This is a genomic window from Pseudomonas sp. S3_A03, assembly GCF_054668275.1.
The window spans coordinates 4,425,977-4,439,922 of record NZ_CP162753.1; the positions used below are offsets into that span (position 1 = coordinate 4,425,977).

At 61.5% G+C, this 13,946-nt stretch carries 14 protein-coding genes and 1 pseudogene; 10 read left to right on the forward strand and 5 right to left on the reverse strand.

Translation table 11 applies throughout. From position 1 onward, the window contains the following. Positions 1 to 235 precede the first annotated feature (235 nt). The 7 genes from AB4O25_RS20255 to AB4O25_RS20285 all read left to right on the forward strand — a co-directional run bounded on the left by AB4O25_RS20255 (position 236) and on the right by AB4O25_RS20285 (position 6,022). Positions 236 to 1,897, forward strand: a complete 1,662-nt coding sequence (locus AB4O25_RS20255; protein WP_065879516.1) for an OFA family MFS transporter — start codon at positions 236 to 238, stop codon at positions 1,895 to 1,897. A gap of 256 nt (positions 1,898 to 2,153) precedes the next feature. Further along, positions 2,154 to 2,747, forward strand: a complete 594-nt coding sequence (gene hisB, locus AB4O25_RS20260) for an imidazoleglycerol-phosphate dehydratase HisB (protein ID WP_003218037.1) — start codon at positions 2,154 to 2,156, stop codon at positions 2,745 to 2,747. After that, on the forward strand, positions 2,747 to 3,385 hold the full coding sequence (gene hisH, locus AB4O25_RS20265) for an imidazole glycerol phosphate synthase subunit HisH (protein WP_017529558.1): 639 nt from the start codon (positions 2,747 to 2,749) through the stop codon (positions 3,383 to 3,385). Before hisB ends, hisH begins: the two co-directional genes overlap by 1 nt. After that, positions 3,386 to 3,643, forward strand: coding sequence for a DUF2164 domain-containing protein (locus AB4O25_RS20270; RefSeq protein WP_017529557.1), 258 nt, complete (start codon positions 3,386 to 3,388; stop codon positions 3,641 to 3,643). Between the two features lie 39 nt (positions 3,644 to 3,682). Further along, positions 3,683 to 4,420 (forward strand): 1-(5-phosphoribosyl)-5-[(5-phosphoribosylamino)methylideneamino]imidazole-4-carboxamide isomerase, encoded by a 738-nt coding sequence (hisA, locus tag AB4O25_RS20275; RefSeq protein WP_003187784.1) that lies wholly within the window; start codon positions 3,683 to 3,685, stop codon positions 4,418 to 4,420. Between the two features lie 9 nt (positions 4,421 to 4,429). Continuing rightward, positions 4,430 to 5,200, forward strand: a complete 771-nt coding sequence (hisF, locus tag AB4O25_RS20280) for an imidazole glycerol phosphate synthase subunit HisF (RefSeq protein ID WP_003171107.1) — start codon at positions 4,430 to 4,432, stop codon at positions 5,198 to 5,200. Positions 5,201 to 5,266: 66 nt separating this feature from the next. Further along, positions 5,267 to 6,022, forward strand: a complete 756-nt coding sequence (locus tag AB4O25_RS20285) for a substrate-binding periplasmic protein (protein ID WP_460149927.1) — start codon at positions 5,267 to 5,269, stop codon at positions 6,020 to 6,022. On the opposite strand, the gene AB4O25_RS20290 is transcribed toward AB4O25_RS20285, so the two are convergent. The 5 genes and pseudogenes from AB4O25_RS20290 to gpmI all read right to left on the reverse strand — a co-directional run bounded on the left by AB4O25_RS20290 (position 5,975) and on the right by gpmI (position 12,555). Further along, a complete protein-coding gene (locus AB4O25_RS20290) occupies positions 5,975 to 7,267 on the reverse strand; it encodes a Vps62-related protein (protein WP_460149928.1) in 1,293 nt (430 codons plus the stop codon). The two genes, AB4O25_RS20285 and AB4O25_RS20290, sit on opposite strands and share 48 nt — an antisense overlap. A gap of 63 nt (positions 7,268 to 7,330) precedes the next feature. Continuing rightward, positions 7,331 to 8,116, reverse strand: a complete 786-nt coding sequence (locus AB4O25_RS20295) for a divergent polysaccharide deacetylase family protein (RefSeq protein WP_017529554.1) — start codon at positions 8,114 to 8,116, stop codon at positions 7,331 to 7,333. Between the two features lies 1 nt (position 8,117). Further along, a complete protein-coding gene (locus AB4O25_RS20300) occupies positions 8,118 to 9,446 on the reverse strand; it encodes a S41 family peptidase (protein WP_017529553.1) in 1,329 nt (442 codons plus the stop codon). Between the two features lie 30 nt (positions 9,447 to 9,476). After that, positions 9,477 to 10,770: pseudogene (locus AB4O25_RS20305) on the reverse strand (murein hydrolase activator EnvC family protein). Between the two features lie 258 nt (positions 10,771 to 11,028). Beyond that, positions 11,029 to 12,555: a 2,3-bisphosphoglycerate-independent phosphoglycerate mutase gene (gpmI, locus tag AB4O25_RS20310; protein WP_017529551.1), complete on the reverse strand. Its 1,527-nt coding sequence runs from the start codon at positions 12,553 to 12,555 to the stop codon at positions 11,029 to 11,031. Between the two features lie 151 nt (positions 12,556 to 12,706). Between gpmI and AB4O25_RS20315 the strand changes: the two genes are divergently transcribed. From AB4O25_RS20315 to secB, 3 genes are read left to right on the forward strand one after another with little or no spacing between them, the layout of a single operon-like run. After that, a complete protein-coding gene (locus tag AB4O25_RS20315; RefSeq protein ID WP_017529550.1) occupies positions 12,707 to 13,120 on the forward strand; it encodes a rhodanese-like domain-containing protein in 414 nt (137 codons plus the stop codon). 1 nt (position 13,121) lies between these two features. Next, positions 13,122 to 13,376 carry a glutaredoxin 3 gene (grxC, locus tag AB4O25_RS20320; protein WP_017529549.1) on the forward strand — a complete coding sequence of 85 codons (255 nt, stop codon included), beginning with the start codon at positions 13,122 to 13,124 and terminating at the stop codon, positions 13,374 to 13,376. A 35-nt stretch (positions 13,377 to 13,411) separates the two neighbouring features. Then, complete coding sequence (gene secB, locus AB4O25_RS20325; protein ID WP_012721755.1) at positions 13,412 to 13,891, forward strand: protein-export chaperone SecB; 480 nt, start codon at positions 13,412 to 13,414, stop codon at positions 13,889 to 13,891. Positions 13,892 to 13,946: the final 55 nt, after the last annotated feature.

Genomic DNA, 13,946 nt, shown 5'->3' on the forward strand with positions numbered 1-13,946 from the left:
ACATTGTATCCACGGCGGCCAGAACGGGAATTTGACGTCAATAAAAGCGAAATTTCCGATAAAAGTGATATCACTTTGGTTTTTCTGACGCTAATCTTTGCGCGTTCGTCCGCCTTCTGCGACCTATCGTCGCGCCAAAATGGAGCTTCACTCAACAAAAACGGCCACGCTTTGCGTGCAAGGCCGAGGGAGAGAGCGCCTGACGGACAACGACTAATAACTGGGGGAAACACCAATGAGCACTAGCACCGCGGCGGGTCACACCGCCGAGCAGCCTGCGTTCCTGTCCAAGGAGCGCATTATCGCCAAGCCCGGGTTCAACCGCTGGCTGGTTCCACCGGCCGCCCTGGCCATCCACCTCTGCATCGGCATGGCCTACGGTTTCTCGGTGTTCTGGCTGCCGCTGTCCAAGGCGCTGGGCATCACCAAGCCGTTGGCCTGCGCGCCGGACATGAGCTTTATCGCCCAAGTCTTCTCGTCCCAATGCGACTGGCCCATCTCCATGCTGGGCTGGATCTACACCCTGTTCTTCATCTTCCTGGGCTGCTCGGCGGCGATCTGGGGCGGCTGGCTGGAACATGCCGGGCCGCGTAAGGCCGGTGTGGTATCGGCCCTGTGCTGGTGCGGTGGCCTGCTGATCTCGGCGCTGGGTATCTATACCCACCAGATCTGGCTGATGTGGATCGGTTCCGGCGTGATCGGCGGTATCGGCCTGGGCCTGGGTTATATCTCGCCCGTATCGACTTTGATCAAGTGGTTCCCGGACAAGCGCGGCATGGCCACCGGCATGGCGATCATGGGCTTTGGCGGCGGCGCTATGGTGGGCGCGCCCCTGGCGGCTGCGCTGATGGGCCACTTCGCATCGCCGAGCGGCGTGGGCGTGTGGCAGAGCTTCCTGGTGATGGCCGCGATTTACTTCGTGTTCATGATCGGCGGCGCACTGTCCTACCGCGTGCCGCCGACCGGCTGGAAGCCTGAGGGCTGGACCGCGCCGGCGAAAAAAGCCAGCAACGCGATGATCACTCACCGTCACGTGCATGTGAACGTGGCATGGAAAACCCCGCAATTCCGCTTGGTATGGCTGGTGTTGTGCCTGAACGTATCGGCCGGTATCGGCATCCTCGGCATGGCTTCGCCGCTGTTGCAGGAAGTGTTCGGCGGCAAGTTGCTGGGTGTGGATGTGCCGTTCGGCCAACTGGACGCCGGGCAACTTGCGTCCATTGCCGCCATCGCGGCGGGTTTCACCGGCCTGCTGAGCCTGTTCAACATCGGTGGCCGGTTCTTCTGGGCGTCGTTCTCCGACTACCTGGGGCGCAAAAACACCTACTTCGTGTTCTTCGCCCTGGGCTTTGCCCTGTACGCGCTGATCCCGAACCTGGGGCACCTGGGCAACGTGGCGCTGTTCGTGGCGGCGTTCTGCATCATCCTGTCGATGTACGGCGGTGGTTTTGCGACCGTTCCGGCCTACCTGGCGGACCTGTTCGGTACGCAGATGGTGGGTGCGATCCACGGCCGCCTGCTGACCGCATGGGCAGCGGCGGGCGTACTGGGCCCGGTATTGGTGAACTACCTGCGTGAATATCAATTGAGCATTGGCGTTGAACGCGCCGCGGCCTATGACATCACTTTGTACATCCTCGCCGGCTTGCTGGTGCTGGGCTTTATCTGCAACCTGCTGGTGCGCCCGGTGGCCGACAAGTACTTCATGACCGATGCCGAGTTGGCCGCCGAACAGGCGCTGGGCCATGACAAAGGCGCTGACGCCACCACCGTGCTGGAGTGGAAAGCCTCTGCCGGCAGCAAGCCGGTGGCGATTGCCGCCTGGCTGGTAGTGGGTATTCCGTTGGCGTGGGGTGTGTGGGTGACCCTGCAGAAGACGGCGGTACTGTTCCACTAACACTGCAAAACCCTTGTGGGAGGGGGCTTGCTCCCGATGACGGTGGCTCAGCCGCATAGTTGCTGGCTGATCTACCGCTATCGGGAGCAAGCCCCCTTTCACATTGAAGGTGCGAAGTTTTCATAAGTCGGTCCCACATGTACGCACATGTCTATCCCCGACACTCCATCAGTCTTATCCCCTTCGATGTTTCTGTTTAGCGCCCGCGCCCCTATAATGGCTGCCTTTTTCGCCCAATGATTTTGCGGAGCTGGTGATGGCCGAACGTAAGGCGTCCGTCGAGCGCGACACTCTGGAAACCCAGATCAAAGCCTCGATCAACCTGGATGGCACCGGAAAGGCCCGATTTGATATCGGTGTACCTTTTCTTGAGCACATGCTGGACCAGATCGCCCGTCACGGGCTGATCGACCTGGATATCGTCAGCAAGGGCGACCTGCATATCGACGACCACCACACGGTGGAAGACGTGGGCATCACGCTCGGCCAGGCCTTTGCCAAGGCCATCGGCGACAAAAAAGGCATCCGTCGCTACGGCCACGCCTATGTCCCGCTGGACGAAGCGCTGTCGCGCGTGGTCATCGACTTCTCCGGCCGCCCAGGCCTGCAGATGCATGTGCCGTACACCCGCGCCACCGTGGGTGGCTTCGACGTCGACCTGTTCCAGGAGTTTTTCCAGGGTTTCGTCAACCACGCACTCGTCAGCCTGCACATCGACAACCTGCGCGGCACCAACACCCACCACCAGATCGAAACCGTGTTCAAGGCTTTTGGCCGTGCATTGCGCATGGCCGTCGAGCTGGATGACCGCATGGCCGGGCAAATGCCCTCGACCAAGGGCGTTCTGTAATGCAGACGGTCGCGGTTATCGATTACGGCATGGGTAACCTGCACTCGGTGGCCAAGGCCCTCGAACACGTGGGGGCCGGCAAGGTGCTGATCACCAGCGATGCCAAGGTGATCCGCGAAGCCGACCGTGTGGTGTTCCCAGGGGTTGGCGCGATTCGCGATTGCATGGCCGAGATCCGCCGCCTGGGCTTTGACAGCCTGGTGCGCGAAGTCAGCCAGGACCGTCCGTTCCTCGGCATTTGCGTGGGCATGCAAGCCTTGCTCGAGCGCAGTGAAGAGAACGACGGCGTCGACTGCATCGGCCTGTTTCCCGGCCAGGTGAAGTTCTTCGGCAAGGACCTGCACGAAGACGGCGCCCATCTGAAGGTCCCGCACATGGGCTGGAACGAAGTCAGCCAGACCGTGGAACACCCGCTGTGGCACGACATTCCGGACATGGCGCGTTTCTACTTCGTGCACAGCTACTACATCGCCGCCGGTAACCCGCGCCAGGTGGTGGGGGGTGGGCACTACGGCGTCGATTTCGCCGCAGCGCTGGCTGAAGGCTCGCGTTTTGCCGTGCAGTTCCACCCGGAGAAGAGCCATACCCATGGCCTGCAATTGCTGCAGAACTTCGCCGCCTGGGATGGGCGCTGGTAAATGGCCAGGAAGCCGAAGCAGCCGATCTTGAGCCTCACGCCCGAACAGGAGAGTGAGGCTACCCTCAAGATCAAGCGTTTCATGGAAGATCGCTTCGAACTCAAGTTGGGGTCGTTCGAGGTCGCCGAGATTCTCGAATTGTTCACCCACGAAGTGGCGCCGCATTATTACAACAGGGCGATTTTCGACACGCAGACGCTCCTTAAAGAAAGGTTCGAAAGCATCGAAAGCGACTTGTGGTCGCTTGAGAAACCCTGATTTCCCAAGCATTGCTGAATTTCGAATAAGGTTTGCCAGATGCTGATTATCCCCGCTATCGATCTCAAGGACGGCGCCTGCGTACGTCTGCGCCAAGGCCGTATGGAAGACTCCACCGTGTTCTCCGATGACCCGGTGAGCATGGCTGCCAAATGGGTGGAAGGGGGCTGCCGTCGTCTGCATCTGGTGGACTTGAACGGCGCCTTCGAAGGCCAGCCGGTCAATGGCGAGGTGGTCACCGCGATCGCCAAGCGTTACCCGAACCTGCCGATCCAGATCGGCGGCGGTATCCGCTCCCTGGAAACCATCGAGCATTACGTCAAGGCCGGCGTGAGCTACGTGATCATCGGCACCAAGGCCGTGAAAGACCCCGCCTTCGTCGCCGAAGCCTGCCGCGCGTTCCCGGGCAAAGTGATCGTCGGCCTGGACGCTAAAGATGGTTTCGTCGCTACCGACGGTTGGGCTGAAATCAGCACCGTGCAGGTGATCGACCTGGCCAAGCAGTTCGAAGCCGACGGCGTCTCTGCCATCGTTTATACCGATATCGCCAAAGACGGCATGATGCAGGGCTGCAACGTGCCGTTCACCGCCGCATTGGCGGCCGCGACGAAGATCCCGGTGATCGCGTCCGGCGGTATTCACAACCTGGGCGACATCAAGTCGCTGCTGGACGCCAAGGCGCCAGGGATCATCGGCGCGATCACCGGCCGGGCGATCTACGAAGGGACCCTGGATGTCGCCGAGGCCCAGGCTTACTGCGATGCCTACAACGGCTGAGGACTGACCATGGCGCTGGCCAAACGCATCATCCCTTGCCTGGACGTCGACAACGGTCGCGTGGTCAAGGGCGTCAAGTTCGAGAACATCCGCGATGCCGGCGACCCGGTGGAAATCGCCCGTCGCTACGATGAGCAAGGTGCCGACGAGATTACCTTTCTCGACATCACCGCCAGCGTCGACGGCCGCGACACCACGTTGCATACCGTCGAGCGCATGGCCAGCCAGGTGTTTATCCCGCTGACCGTGGGCGGCGGCGTGCGCACCGTGCAAGACATCCGCAACCTGCTCAACGCCGGCGCGGACAAGGTATCGATCAACACGGCCGCGGTGTTCAACCCGGAATTCGTCGGCGAAGCCGCGCAGCACTTCGGCTCGCAATGCATCGTGGTGGCCATCGACGCCAAGAAGGTCTCGGGCCCGGGTGAAACCCCGCGCTGGGAGATCTTCACCCACGGCGGGCGCAAGCCCACCGGCCTGGACGCGGTGGAGTGGGCGATGAAGATGGAAGGCCTGGGCGCCGGGGAAATCCTGCTGACCAGCATGGACCAGGACGGCATGAAAAATGGCTTCGACCTGGGCGTGACCCGCGCCATCAGCGATGCGCTGGGCATTCCGGTGATCGCGTCCGGCGGCGTCGGCAACCTGCAGCATTTGGCCGATGGCGTGATCGAAGGCCATGCCAGCGCGGTGCTGGCGGCGAGTATTTTCCACTTTGGCGAATACACTGTTCCCGAGGCCAAGGCCTACATGGCGGCACGCGGTATCGTCGTTCGCTAAACGTCGCTGGACACCGTGGCAGGCGCGGGGCACTCTCTGCGCTTGCCATGGATTCCGGTAACTTTCATGTTCAAACAGCTGCTGCTCGCTCTCGCCAGCATTTCCGTGCTGATGGTCGGTACCGCCCGATCCGAAGAACCGTCTGACGCCTCCCTGGTGTTGCTCACGGAAAATTTCCCGCCTTACAACATGGCGAAAAACGGCAAGAACTTCGCCAAGGACGAGAACATCGAAGGCATCGCCGTGGACATCGTGCGCGAGACCTTCAAGCGCGCCGGTATTTCCTACAACCTCACCTTGCGTTTTCCTTGGGAGCGAATCTACAAACTCGCCCTGGAGAAGCCCGGCTATGGCGTGTTCGTCATGGCCCGCCTGCCCGACCGCGAAGCGCTGTTCAAGTGGGTCGGCCCCATCGGTCCGGATGACTGGGTACTGCTCGCCAAAGCCGACAGCAAGATCAAGCTGGATGACGTGGAACAGGCGCGGCGCTACAAGATCGGCGCCTACAAGGGCGATGCCATCGCCGAGAGCCTGGAAAAGCAGGGCCTCAACCCGATCGTCGCGTTGCGTGACCAGGACAACGCGCAAAAGCTGATGGATGGCCAGATAGACCTATGGGCCACAGGTGATCCGGCGGGCCGATACCTGGCCCGCCAGGTCGGGGTGACCCAACTCAGAACCGTGCTGCGCTTCAACAGTGCGCAGCTTTATCTGGCGCTGAACAAAGACGTGCCGGATGACGTGATGGTCAGGCTGCAAGCGGCCCTTGATCAGTTACGGAGTGAGGGCGTTGTCGATCAAATCATGGCCCGTTACCTGTAGATCCGGCTCCGCTTGTGGGGCTTCTTCCCTTGGGGTTGCCTCTTGCGGCAGCGGCTCGGTGTCGGGAGATTCGCTCATATAAACGTGATCGCCATTGGTGTAGCTGACGGTCGCTGAAACCTGGCTGCCATCCTGACGCAGCAGGCAGTACTCACTGTGTAACAGGTAAGCGGCCACGGCCTTTTTCGGCGGGACATAGATGATGATCTCCAAGGGCGAGGAATGACTCCAGCCTTTCGCGGAGCGTTGGGTATGCGTGAAGTCACGATCCAGCTGCGCCGAAAAACTCAACTCAAACGCCTGTGGATGCGCAGGCCACTCTTTGCATAAGTCGATGCTGGTATTGAACGCCAAGGCCCTGGCATTTGTGCCCAGTTCCCCTTTGGAGGCCGTCCACATAAACGGCTGAGGGGTCTGCCCGGTGTTGTGCCCGAAGCCGCCGAGGCGATGACGGTCCGTGCGTTCGAGCCGGTAGGTGGGCGACGACTGAAGCTGTTCGACCGCGCTCAGTTCCGGGTCTTTTACGCAAAACCACGGCAGCTCACAGGCGTGCAGCGTGGCGGTGTTTTCATCCAGGGAGGGGATTTCGTGCCCGGTGAGAACCGGAGGTGACGGTAGGTCGCTCAGATGGGTGGTCAACGCCAGGCGCAGGGAGTAGGCCTCAATACCTGGCTTGGCATAACTGTCATGACCAAGGAAGGTACCGGGCGCCAGGTAAGCTTCGCCGACGGGCGCCTCGGGTGCGGTGATCGACCAGATGCTTAAATCGTTGGCGCAGCCGCTGCCTTTATCGTTCCAGATCAGCTCGCCCAATTGCGCCGTCACGACCAGGTCTTCGCGCACACAGCGCACGGCATGGCGCGAGGGTTTGTCGTAGCCGACGCCACACACCAGCCCCATCGTGACGTAGCCCTGCGGCGCAAGCGGGCGCCAGATGGAAAAGTTGCTATGCGCCCCGGTCCCTTCATCGTGCCACACCCGTTGGTAGTCAACGGGCGGACGCAGCGCCGTGCCGTCGGCCTTATTCGCGTCGCTCACCACTGCGACGATCTTGCCTTGGTTGATATTGCGGTAGTGACCGACCGCGATATCGCCCAAGGCGTAAAACGAACTCAGCGCATCGGATGTTGTGCTGGGTCGCCAGAGGCCGACGGCCTTTTGTGCGCTGGAACCCTTATCGTTCCACAGCGGCAAGAACTCGCTGGTAAAGCTGATGAGCAGGTCGTTGAATTGCAGAGGTTGCATGGAAAACGCTCCAGTTGATGGGAGCATCAACTGTCGAGCAGCGAGCGCGTGGGCGGGCTGTATCTATCTATGCGCAGGAAGGTAGGTGCCGTTTTTGCCGTGACCGGCCATGGCCTGATTACTGCGCACACTGATCATCAACTTGATGTCGATCCACTCCACGCCCTGTGCCTTGAGCGTGGGCAATTCGCGCTCCAGCACCGCCAGGGTTTGCGGGTAAGGGTGGCCGATCATCACGGCCGAGCCTTGTTTGTGGGCCAGCTTGATTGCGGTTTGCAGTTGGGTGGTGATCGCCGCTTCGGTGCGTTCGTCGTCCAGGAATACATCCCGCGAGACATGGGCCAGGCCGATCTTCTGTGCCTCGGCGGCGGCTACGGTTTGCGCGCTGGTGCGGCTGTCGACAAAGAACTTGTTGCGCCGTTGCAGCTCGGCCATCAACCAGGCCATGGCGGCGGGTTGCGCGGTCATGCGGCTGCCCATGTGGTTGTTGACGCCGGCGGTGTAGGGCACGGCGTTGAACGCGGCGTCCAGGCGTTTGCCCAGCTCTTCGATAGGCAGCTCGGGATGCCAGGCGAACGGGCCGGTGGCCGGGTCCATGGGCATGTGCAGCATCACGATTTTGCCGGCCTTGTGGGCTTCGCGGGCGAATTCGGCGGCGTGAGGCGTGTCGGGCATGATCGCCGTGGTCACCGGCCCGGGGAGGGCCAGCACGCGACGATCCCGGGGCAGGTTTTGCCCGAGATCATCGATGATCAGGGTGAGATAGGCTTTGCGCGGCTCACCGGCCGGGGTCGCGTGGGCGACCCCGGCCAGGCTGCACAATACTGCGATGATCAGGGCAAAGCGCATATCAACGGCTGCGCGTAATGCTCAGGCCCTTGAGCAGGCTCAGCGCCTGGGCCAACTGGTAATCATCGTCCTGTGGCATCGGCTTGGCTTTGGCTGCGCTGCCGGTCGGCTGGTCGGCGCCGCCGTTGCCATTGCCCAGGTGGCCTTGCAGGTCCGCCTCTTTGTAGTACTCGCTGTCGACCTCGTTGGTGATCTTGGCCTTGCGTACTTCAATGTCCGGGACAATGCCCTGGGCCTGGATCGAGCGACCGTTCGGCGTGTAGTACAAGGCCGTGGTGATCTTCAACGCGCGTTCGTTGTTCAGCGGCAATACGGTTTGCACCGAGCCTTTGCCGAAGCTGGTGGTGCCCATCAGCACGCCACGTTTCTGGTCTTGCAAGGCGCCGGCGACGATTTCCGAGGCCGAGGCGCTGCCGCCGTTGATCAGCACGGCCAGTGGCACGTTTTCGCTGAGGTCGTTGCCGGTGGCCGAGAAGCGCAGCTCGGAATTGGCGATACGGCCCTTGGTGTAGACGATCAGGCCCTTGGTGATGAAGTGGTCGACCACTTCCACCGCCGATTGCAGCACGCCGCCTGGGTTGTTACGCAGGTCGAGCACGATGCCGCTGAGTTTCTTGCCGTTGTCCTTGCGCAGCTTGGCCAGGGCCTTGGCCACTTCGTCGCCGGTCTTGACCTGGAACTGAGTGATGCGGATGTAACCGTAGCCCGACTCCAGCAACTGGCTCTTCACGCTCTTGACCATGATCGTCGCGCGGGTCAGCGTCACGTCGAACGGGTTGCCGCCGTCGCGTACCAGGGTCAGGGTGATTTTCTGGCCGATCTTGCCGCGCATCTTGTCGACGGCTTCGGTCATGGTCTGGCCACGGGTCGGCTGGCCGTTGATCTTGACGATAAAGTCGCCGGCCTGGATGCCGGCCTTGGAAGCCGGGGTGTCGTCGATCGGCGAAACCACTTTGATGTTGCCGTCTTCGGCGCCGACTTCGATGCCCAGGCCGCCGAATTCACCGCTGGTGCTTTCCTGCAGCTCGGCGAAATCTTCCGGGCCCAGGTAGGCGGAGTGCGGGTCGAGGTTGCTGAGCATGCCCTTGATGGCGTTCTCCAGCAGGGTCTTGTCGTCTACGGGTTCGACATAGGCTGCCTTGATCCGGTCCATGACCTCTGCAAAGGTGCGCAGCTCGTCCAGCGGCAACGGCGCCCTGGTGGTCGCGGCAGAGGACGCGGCCGTGGCGGCGGGTGCAGCCGGGGCGGCCTGGTCGGCGAAAGCCAGAGGCGCGCCGATCACCAGGGCGATCGTCAGGGCCAGCGAAGTGAGGCGGGACAAATGCAGCATGTCGAACGAACTCCTAGTGTAGATGCGGCCCTATCCTTGGGAACGGCACCATTGTGCGGGATCGCTCGGGCGACCCTGCTGACGAATAGCGAAGTACAGCGCCGGGGTGTCCTGGCCACCACTGTTACCGACAGTGGAGATGGATTCACCGGCTTTTACAACATCACCTGCCGACTTGAGCAATGTCTGATTGTGGCCGTAAAGGCTCAAATAGCCATTGCCGTGGTCGAGAATTACCAATAAACCGGCGCCCCGCAGCCAATCGGCAAATACCACGCGCCCACCGTGAACGGCATGCACCTGGCTGCCGGCGGAGGCGCTGATCATCACCCCATCCCACTTGGCGCGGGTGTCATCGCCACGGGTTTCCCCAAAGCGTGCCAGCAATCGACCATCAACTGGCCATGGAAGTTTGCCTCGGGCTGAAGCAAAAGGGCCGCCGAAGGACTCGCCGGCGCTGGAAACCAGCGGGCCTGGGGCGGAATGCGCCGGTTTACGGGGCGCCGGGGCGTCGGTGGTGGCTGCCAGTTCGGCCTCACGCTGACGCTTTTTTTCCGCTTCCTGCTGGGCGATCAGCGCTTTTTGCCGCGCTTCTTCAGCCTCACGTGCCTGGCGCGCCAGGGTTTCTTCGATGGTCTTGAGCACTTTGGCCAGGTCGGCCTGGTCCTGCTCGCGGGCCTGCAGCTTGGCGTCGCGGGCTTTCACGTCGTCATTGAGTTTGGCCAGTGCCAGCTGGCGCTCCTTGCGGACCTTGTCGAGCTCATCGCGCTGGGTGTCGAGGGCGCTTTTCTGGTCCTGCAACTGCGACTGCTGGTTGGCGATCTCCTGTTCCACGTTGACCAACTGGCGCAGCGTCTCGTTGAAGCTTTTGAGCTGCTCCAGGCGGGCCTTGCTCAGGTAGTCGTAGTAGGTGAGGGTGCGCGCGAATTTCTCGGGGTTCTGCTGGTTGAGCAGCAGCTTGAGGTATTCCTGGCGGCCGCTCTGGTAGGCGGCGCGGGCCTGGATCGCGATCAGGCGTTGCTGTTCAACGCGTGCGCTCTGGAGTTTTTTTCTCAGCGTCGAGTCGCTCCAGTTCCGACTCGCTCTTCTTTAATTCTTTTTGCAGCTCCTGGACTTGCTTTTCCAGCTTGCCCATTTCGGTTTCCGTGCCGCGCAGGTCTTTCTGCACTCCGGATTTTTCTTCCTGGAGCTTGCCGAGCAGTTTTTTCAGCTCGGTAATGTCCTGACGCGTAGCGTCCAACTGTTGTTGGGTTTGTGCGCGCTCATCGGCAAACGCCGGTTGGAGCAGGCAGACAAGAGCGAGGGTAATCAAGGCGCGAAGCATAGAGGCGGGCGACACCAGGGAAAGGGACGGTCTAGTATGCCCGCCAAGCGCTGCAAAAAAAACGCCCAATTGGGGCCGGCGGGCAAGTTAGCTGCCGAGTGGCGGCGGTATGGCAAAAAGACATCTTCCAAACACCGCAAAGCTAATGTGGGAGGGGGCTTGCTCCCGATGGCAGGGTGTCAGTCGGTATATGTATCAACTGGCACGCCTCTATCGGGAGCAAGCCCCCTCCCACGCTGTTGTGCGGTGTGGTTGAAATCACACCAGAATTGAAGTGCCAGTCATCTCAACCGGCTTCTCCAGCCCCATCAACATCAGCATTGTCGGCGCGACATCCGCCAGCACCCCGCCGTTACGCACTTTGAAATCACGCTTGCCGACGTAGATGAACGGCACCGGCTCGGTGGTGTGGGCGGTGTGGGCCTGGCCCGTGGATTCGTCGGACATTTGCTCGCAGTTGCCGTGGTCGGCGGTGATGAGTGCTTCGCCGCCGACTTTTTCCAGCGCGTCGGCGATGCGGCCCACGCACAGGTCCAGGCATTCCACGGCCTTGACCGCCGCCTCCAGGTTACCGCTGTGGCCGACCATGTCGCCGTTGGCGTAGTTGACCACGATCACGTCATAACGCTGGTTCTCGATGGCGTCGACGATTTTGTCGGTCACCTCCGGAGCGCTCATTTCCGGCTGCAAATCGTAGGTGGCGACTTTTGGCGACGGGATCAGGATGCGCTCTTCCCCGGGGAACGGTTCTTCACGCCCGCCCGAGAAGAAGAACGTCACGTGGGCGTATTTTTCGGTTTCGGCGATGCGCAGCTGGGTCTTGCCGTTTTTTGCCAGGTAATCGCCCAGCACGTTGTCCAGGCTGCCCGGCGCAAAGGCGGCCGGGGCTGGAATACTGGCGGCGTACTGCGTCAGGCCCACGTACTGCACTTTGGGTTGGCGCGCGCGTTCGAATTCCTTGAAGCCGTCTTCGACGAACACGCGGCTCAGCTCGCGGGCACGGTCGGCGCGGAAGTTCATGAACACCACGGCGTCGCCGTCCTCAACCTTCACCGGCTCGCCGATGGTAGTGGCCTTGACGAACTCATCGCTTTCGCCGCGCGCGTAGGCGGCTTCCAGGCCTTGCTGGGCGGTGGCGGCGTTGAAGTCGGCCTGGCCGTCGACGATCAGGTTGTAGGCCTGGGATACGCGGTCCCAGCGGTTGTCGCGGTCCATGGCGAAGTAGCGGCCCACGATGCTGGCGATGCGGCCCTTGCCCAGGGCGGCGAAGGTGGCGTCCAGCAGTTCGATGGACGATTGCGCACTTTTGGGTGGCGTGTCCCGGCCGTCGAGGAAGGCGTGCAGGTAAATCTTGTCGGCGCCACGCTTGAACGCCAGTTCGGCCATGGCCACCAGATGGTCCTGGTGGCTGTGTACGCCGCCGTCCGACAGCAGGCCCATGAAGTGCACGGCCTTGCCGGCGGCCACTGCTTTATCCACCGCAGCGCAGATGGTCGGGTTCTCGAAGAACTCGCCATCGCGGATCGCCTTGGTCACGCGGGTGAAGTCCTGATACACCACTCGTCCGGCACCGAGGTTCATGTGGCCGACTTCCGAATTGCCCATCTGGCCGTCCGGCAGGCCCACGTCCATGCCGGAGCCGGAGATGAGGCCGTTGGGCACGGTGGCGGTCAAACGGTCCAGCACCGGCTTGCGCGCCGCGTAGACCGCGTTGTCGTGGTGGCTTTCACTGTGTCCAAAGCCATCGAGAATTATCAGGACCAAAGGTTTAGGCGTGGTAGTCATAGATCCTCTCGCGGCGGTAATAAAGGAAGGCAATTGAAAAGGGAGTGGCAGTTTAAAGCGAAGTTCCGACCACGTCACCGCTTTACGGGGGTTGGCCCCCCCTGACGGCTGTGTATACTTACCGCCATTTTAACGCCCTGGAACCTCCTTGATGGTTGATCACCTGATTGCATTTGCCACTGCCCACTATCTGCTCGTGGGTGCCTTCGTCATCTTGCTGGCGCTGCTGATCGCTCACGAATTGAGCCGCGGTGGCCGCAGCCTGAGCACCTCGGAGCTGACCGCGCTGGTCAACAAGGATGAAGCCATTGTGGTGGATATCCGCCCCGCCAAGGAGTTCGCCGCCGGCCACATCGTCGGTGCCCTGAACATTCCCCAGGACAAGCTGATCGCGCGCCTGGCCGAGCTGGAAAAGCACAAGGCCAAGACCATCATCCTGGTCGACGCCCAAGGCCAGCACGCCGGCACCCACGCTCGCGAAATGCTCAAGACCGGTTTCACCGCCGCCAAGCTGTCCGGTGGCATCGGCAGCTGGCGCGCCGATAACCTGCCTCTGGTGAAGTGATATGACCCAGGTTGTCGTGTATTCCAGCGATTGGTGCCCTTACTGCATGCGGGCCAAGGCCCTGCTTGAGAAAAAGGGTGTTGCCTTCGAAGAGATCAAGGTCGACGGCAAACCCCAGGTACGCGCCGAAATGGCCCAGAAGGCCGGCCGCACGTCGGTCCCGCAGATCTGGATCGGCGCCAAACATATCGGTGGCTGCGATGACCTGTTCGCTCTTGAGCGCGCCGGTAAACTGGATGCGCTGCTGTCCGCTTAACCCCTTAAAGACCCCAAGATAAAGAAGGATCTGCGATGACTGATCAACAGAACACCGAAGCAGCAGAAGCTCAAGGCCCACAGTTCTCGCTGCAGCGTATCTATGTGCGTGACCTGTCGTTCGAAGCGCCGAAAAGCCCGGCCATCTTCCGTCAGGAATGGACCCCAAGCGTTGCGCTGGATCTGAACACCCGCCAAAAAGCCCTGGAAGGTGACTTCCACGAAGTCGTGCTGACGCTGTCGGTCACCGTCAAGAATGGCGAAGAAGTGGCCTTCATCGCTGAAGTACAACAGGCCGGCATCTTCCTGATCCAGGGCCTGGACGAAGCATCCATGAGCCACACCCTGGGCGCGTTCTGCCCGAACATCCTGTTCCCGTATGCCCGCGAGACCCTGGACAGCCTGGTCACCCGTGGCTCGTTCCCTGCGCTGATGCTGGCCCCGGTGAACTTCGATGCCCTGTACGCCCAAGAGCTGCAGCGCATGCAACAGGAAGGTTCGTCGACGGTTCAGTAAGTCGATGCGGTAAAAAATGTGGGAGGGGGCTTGCTCCCGATAGCGGTGTACCAGT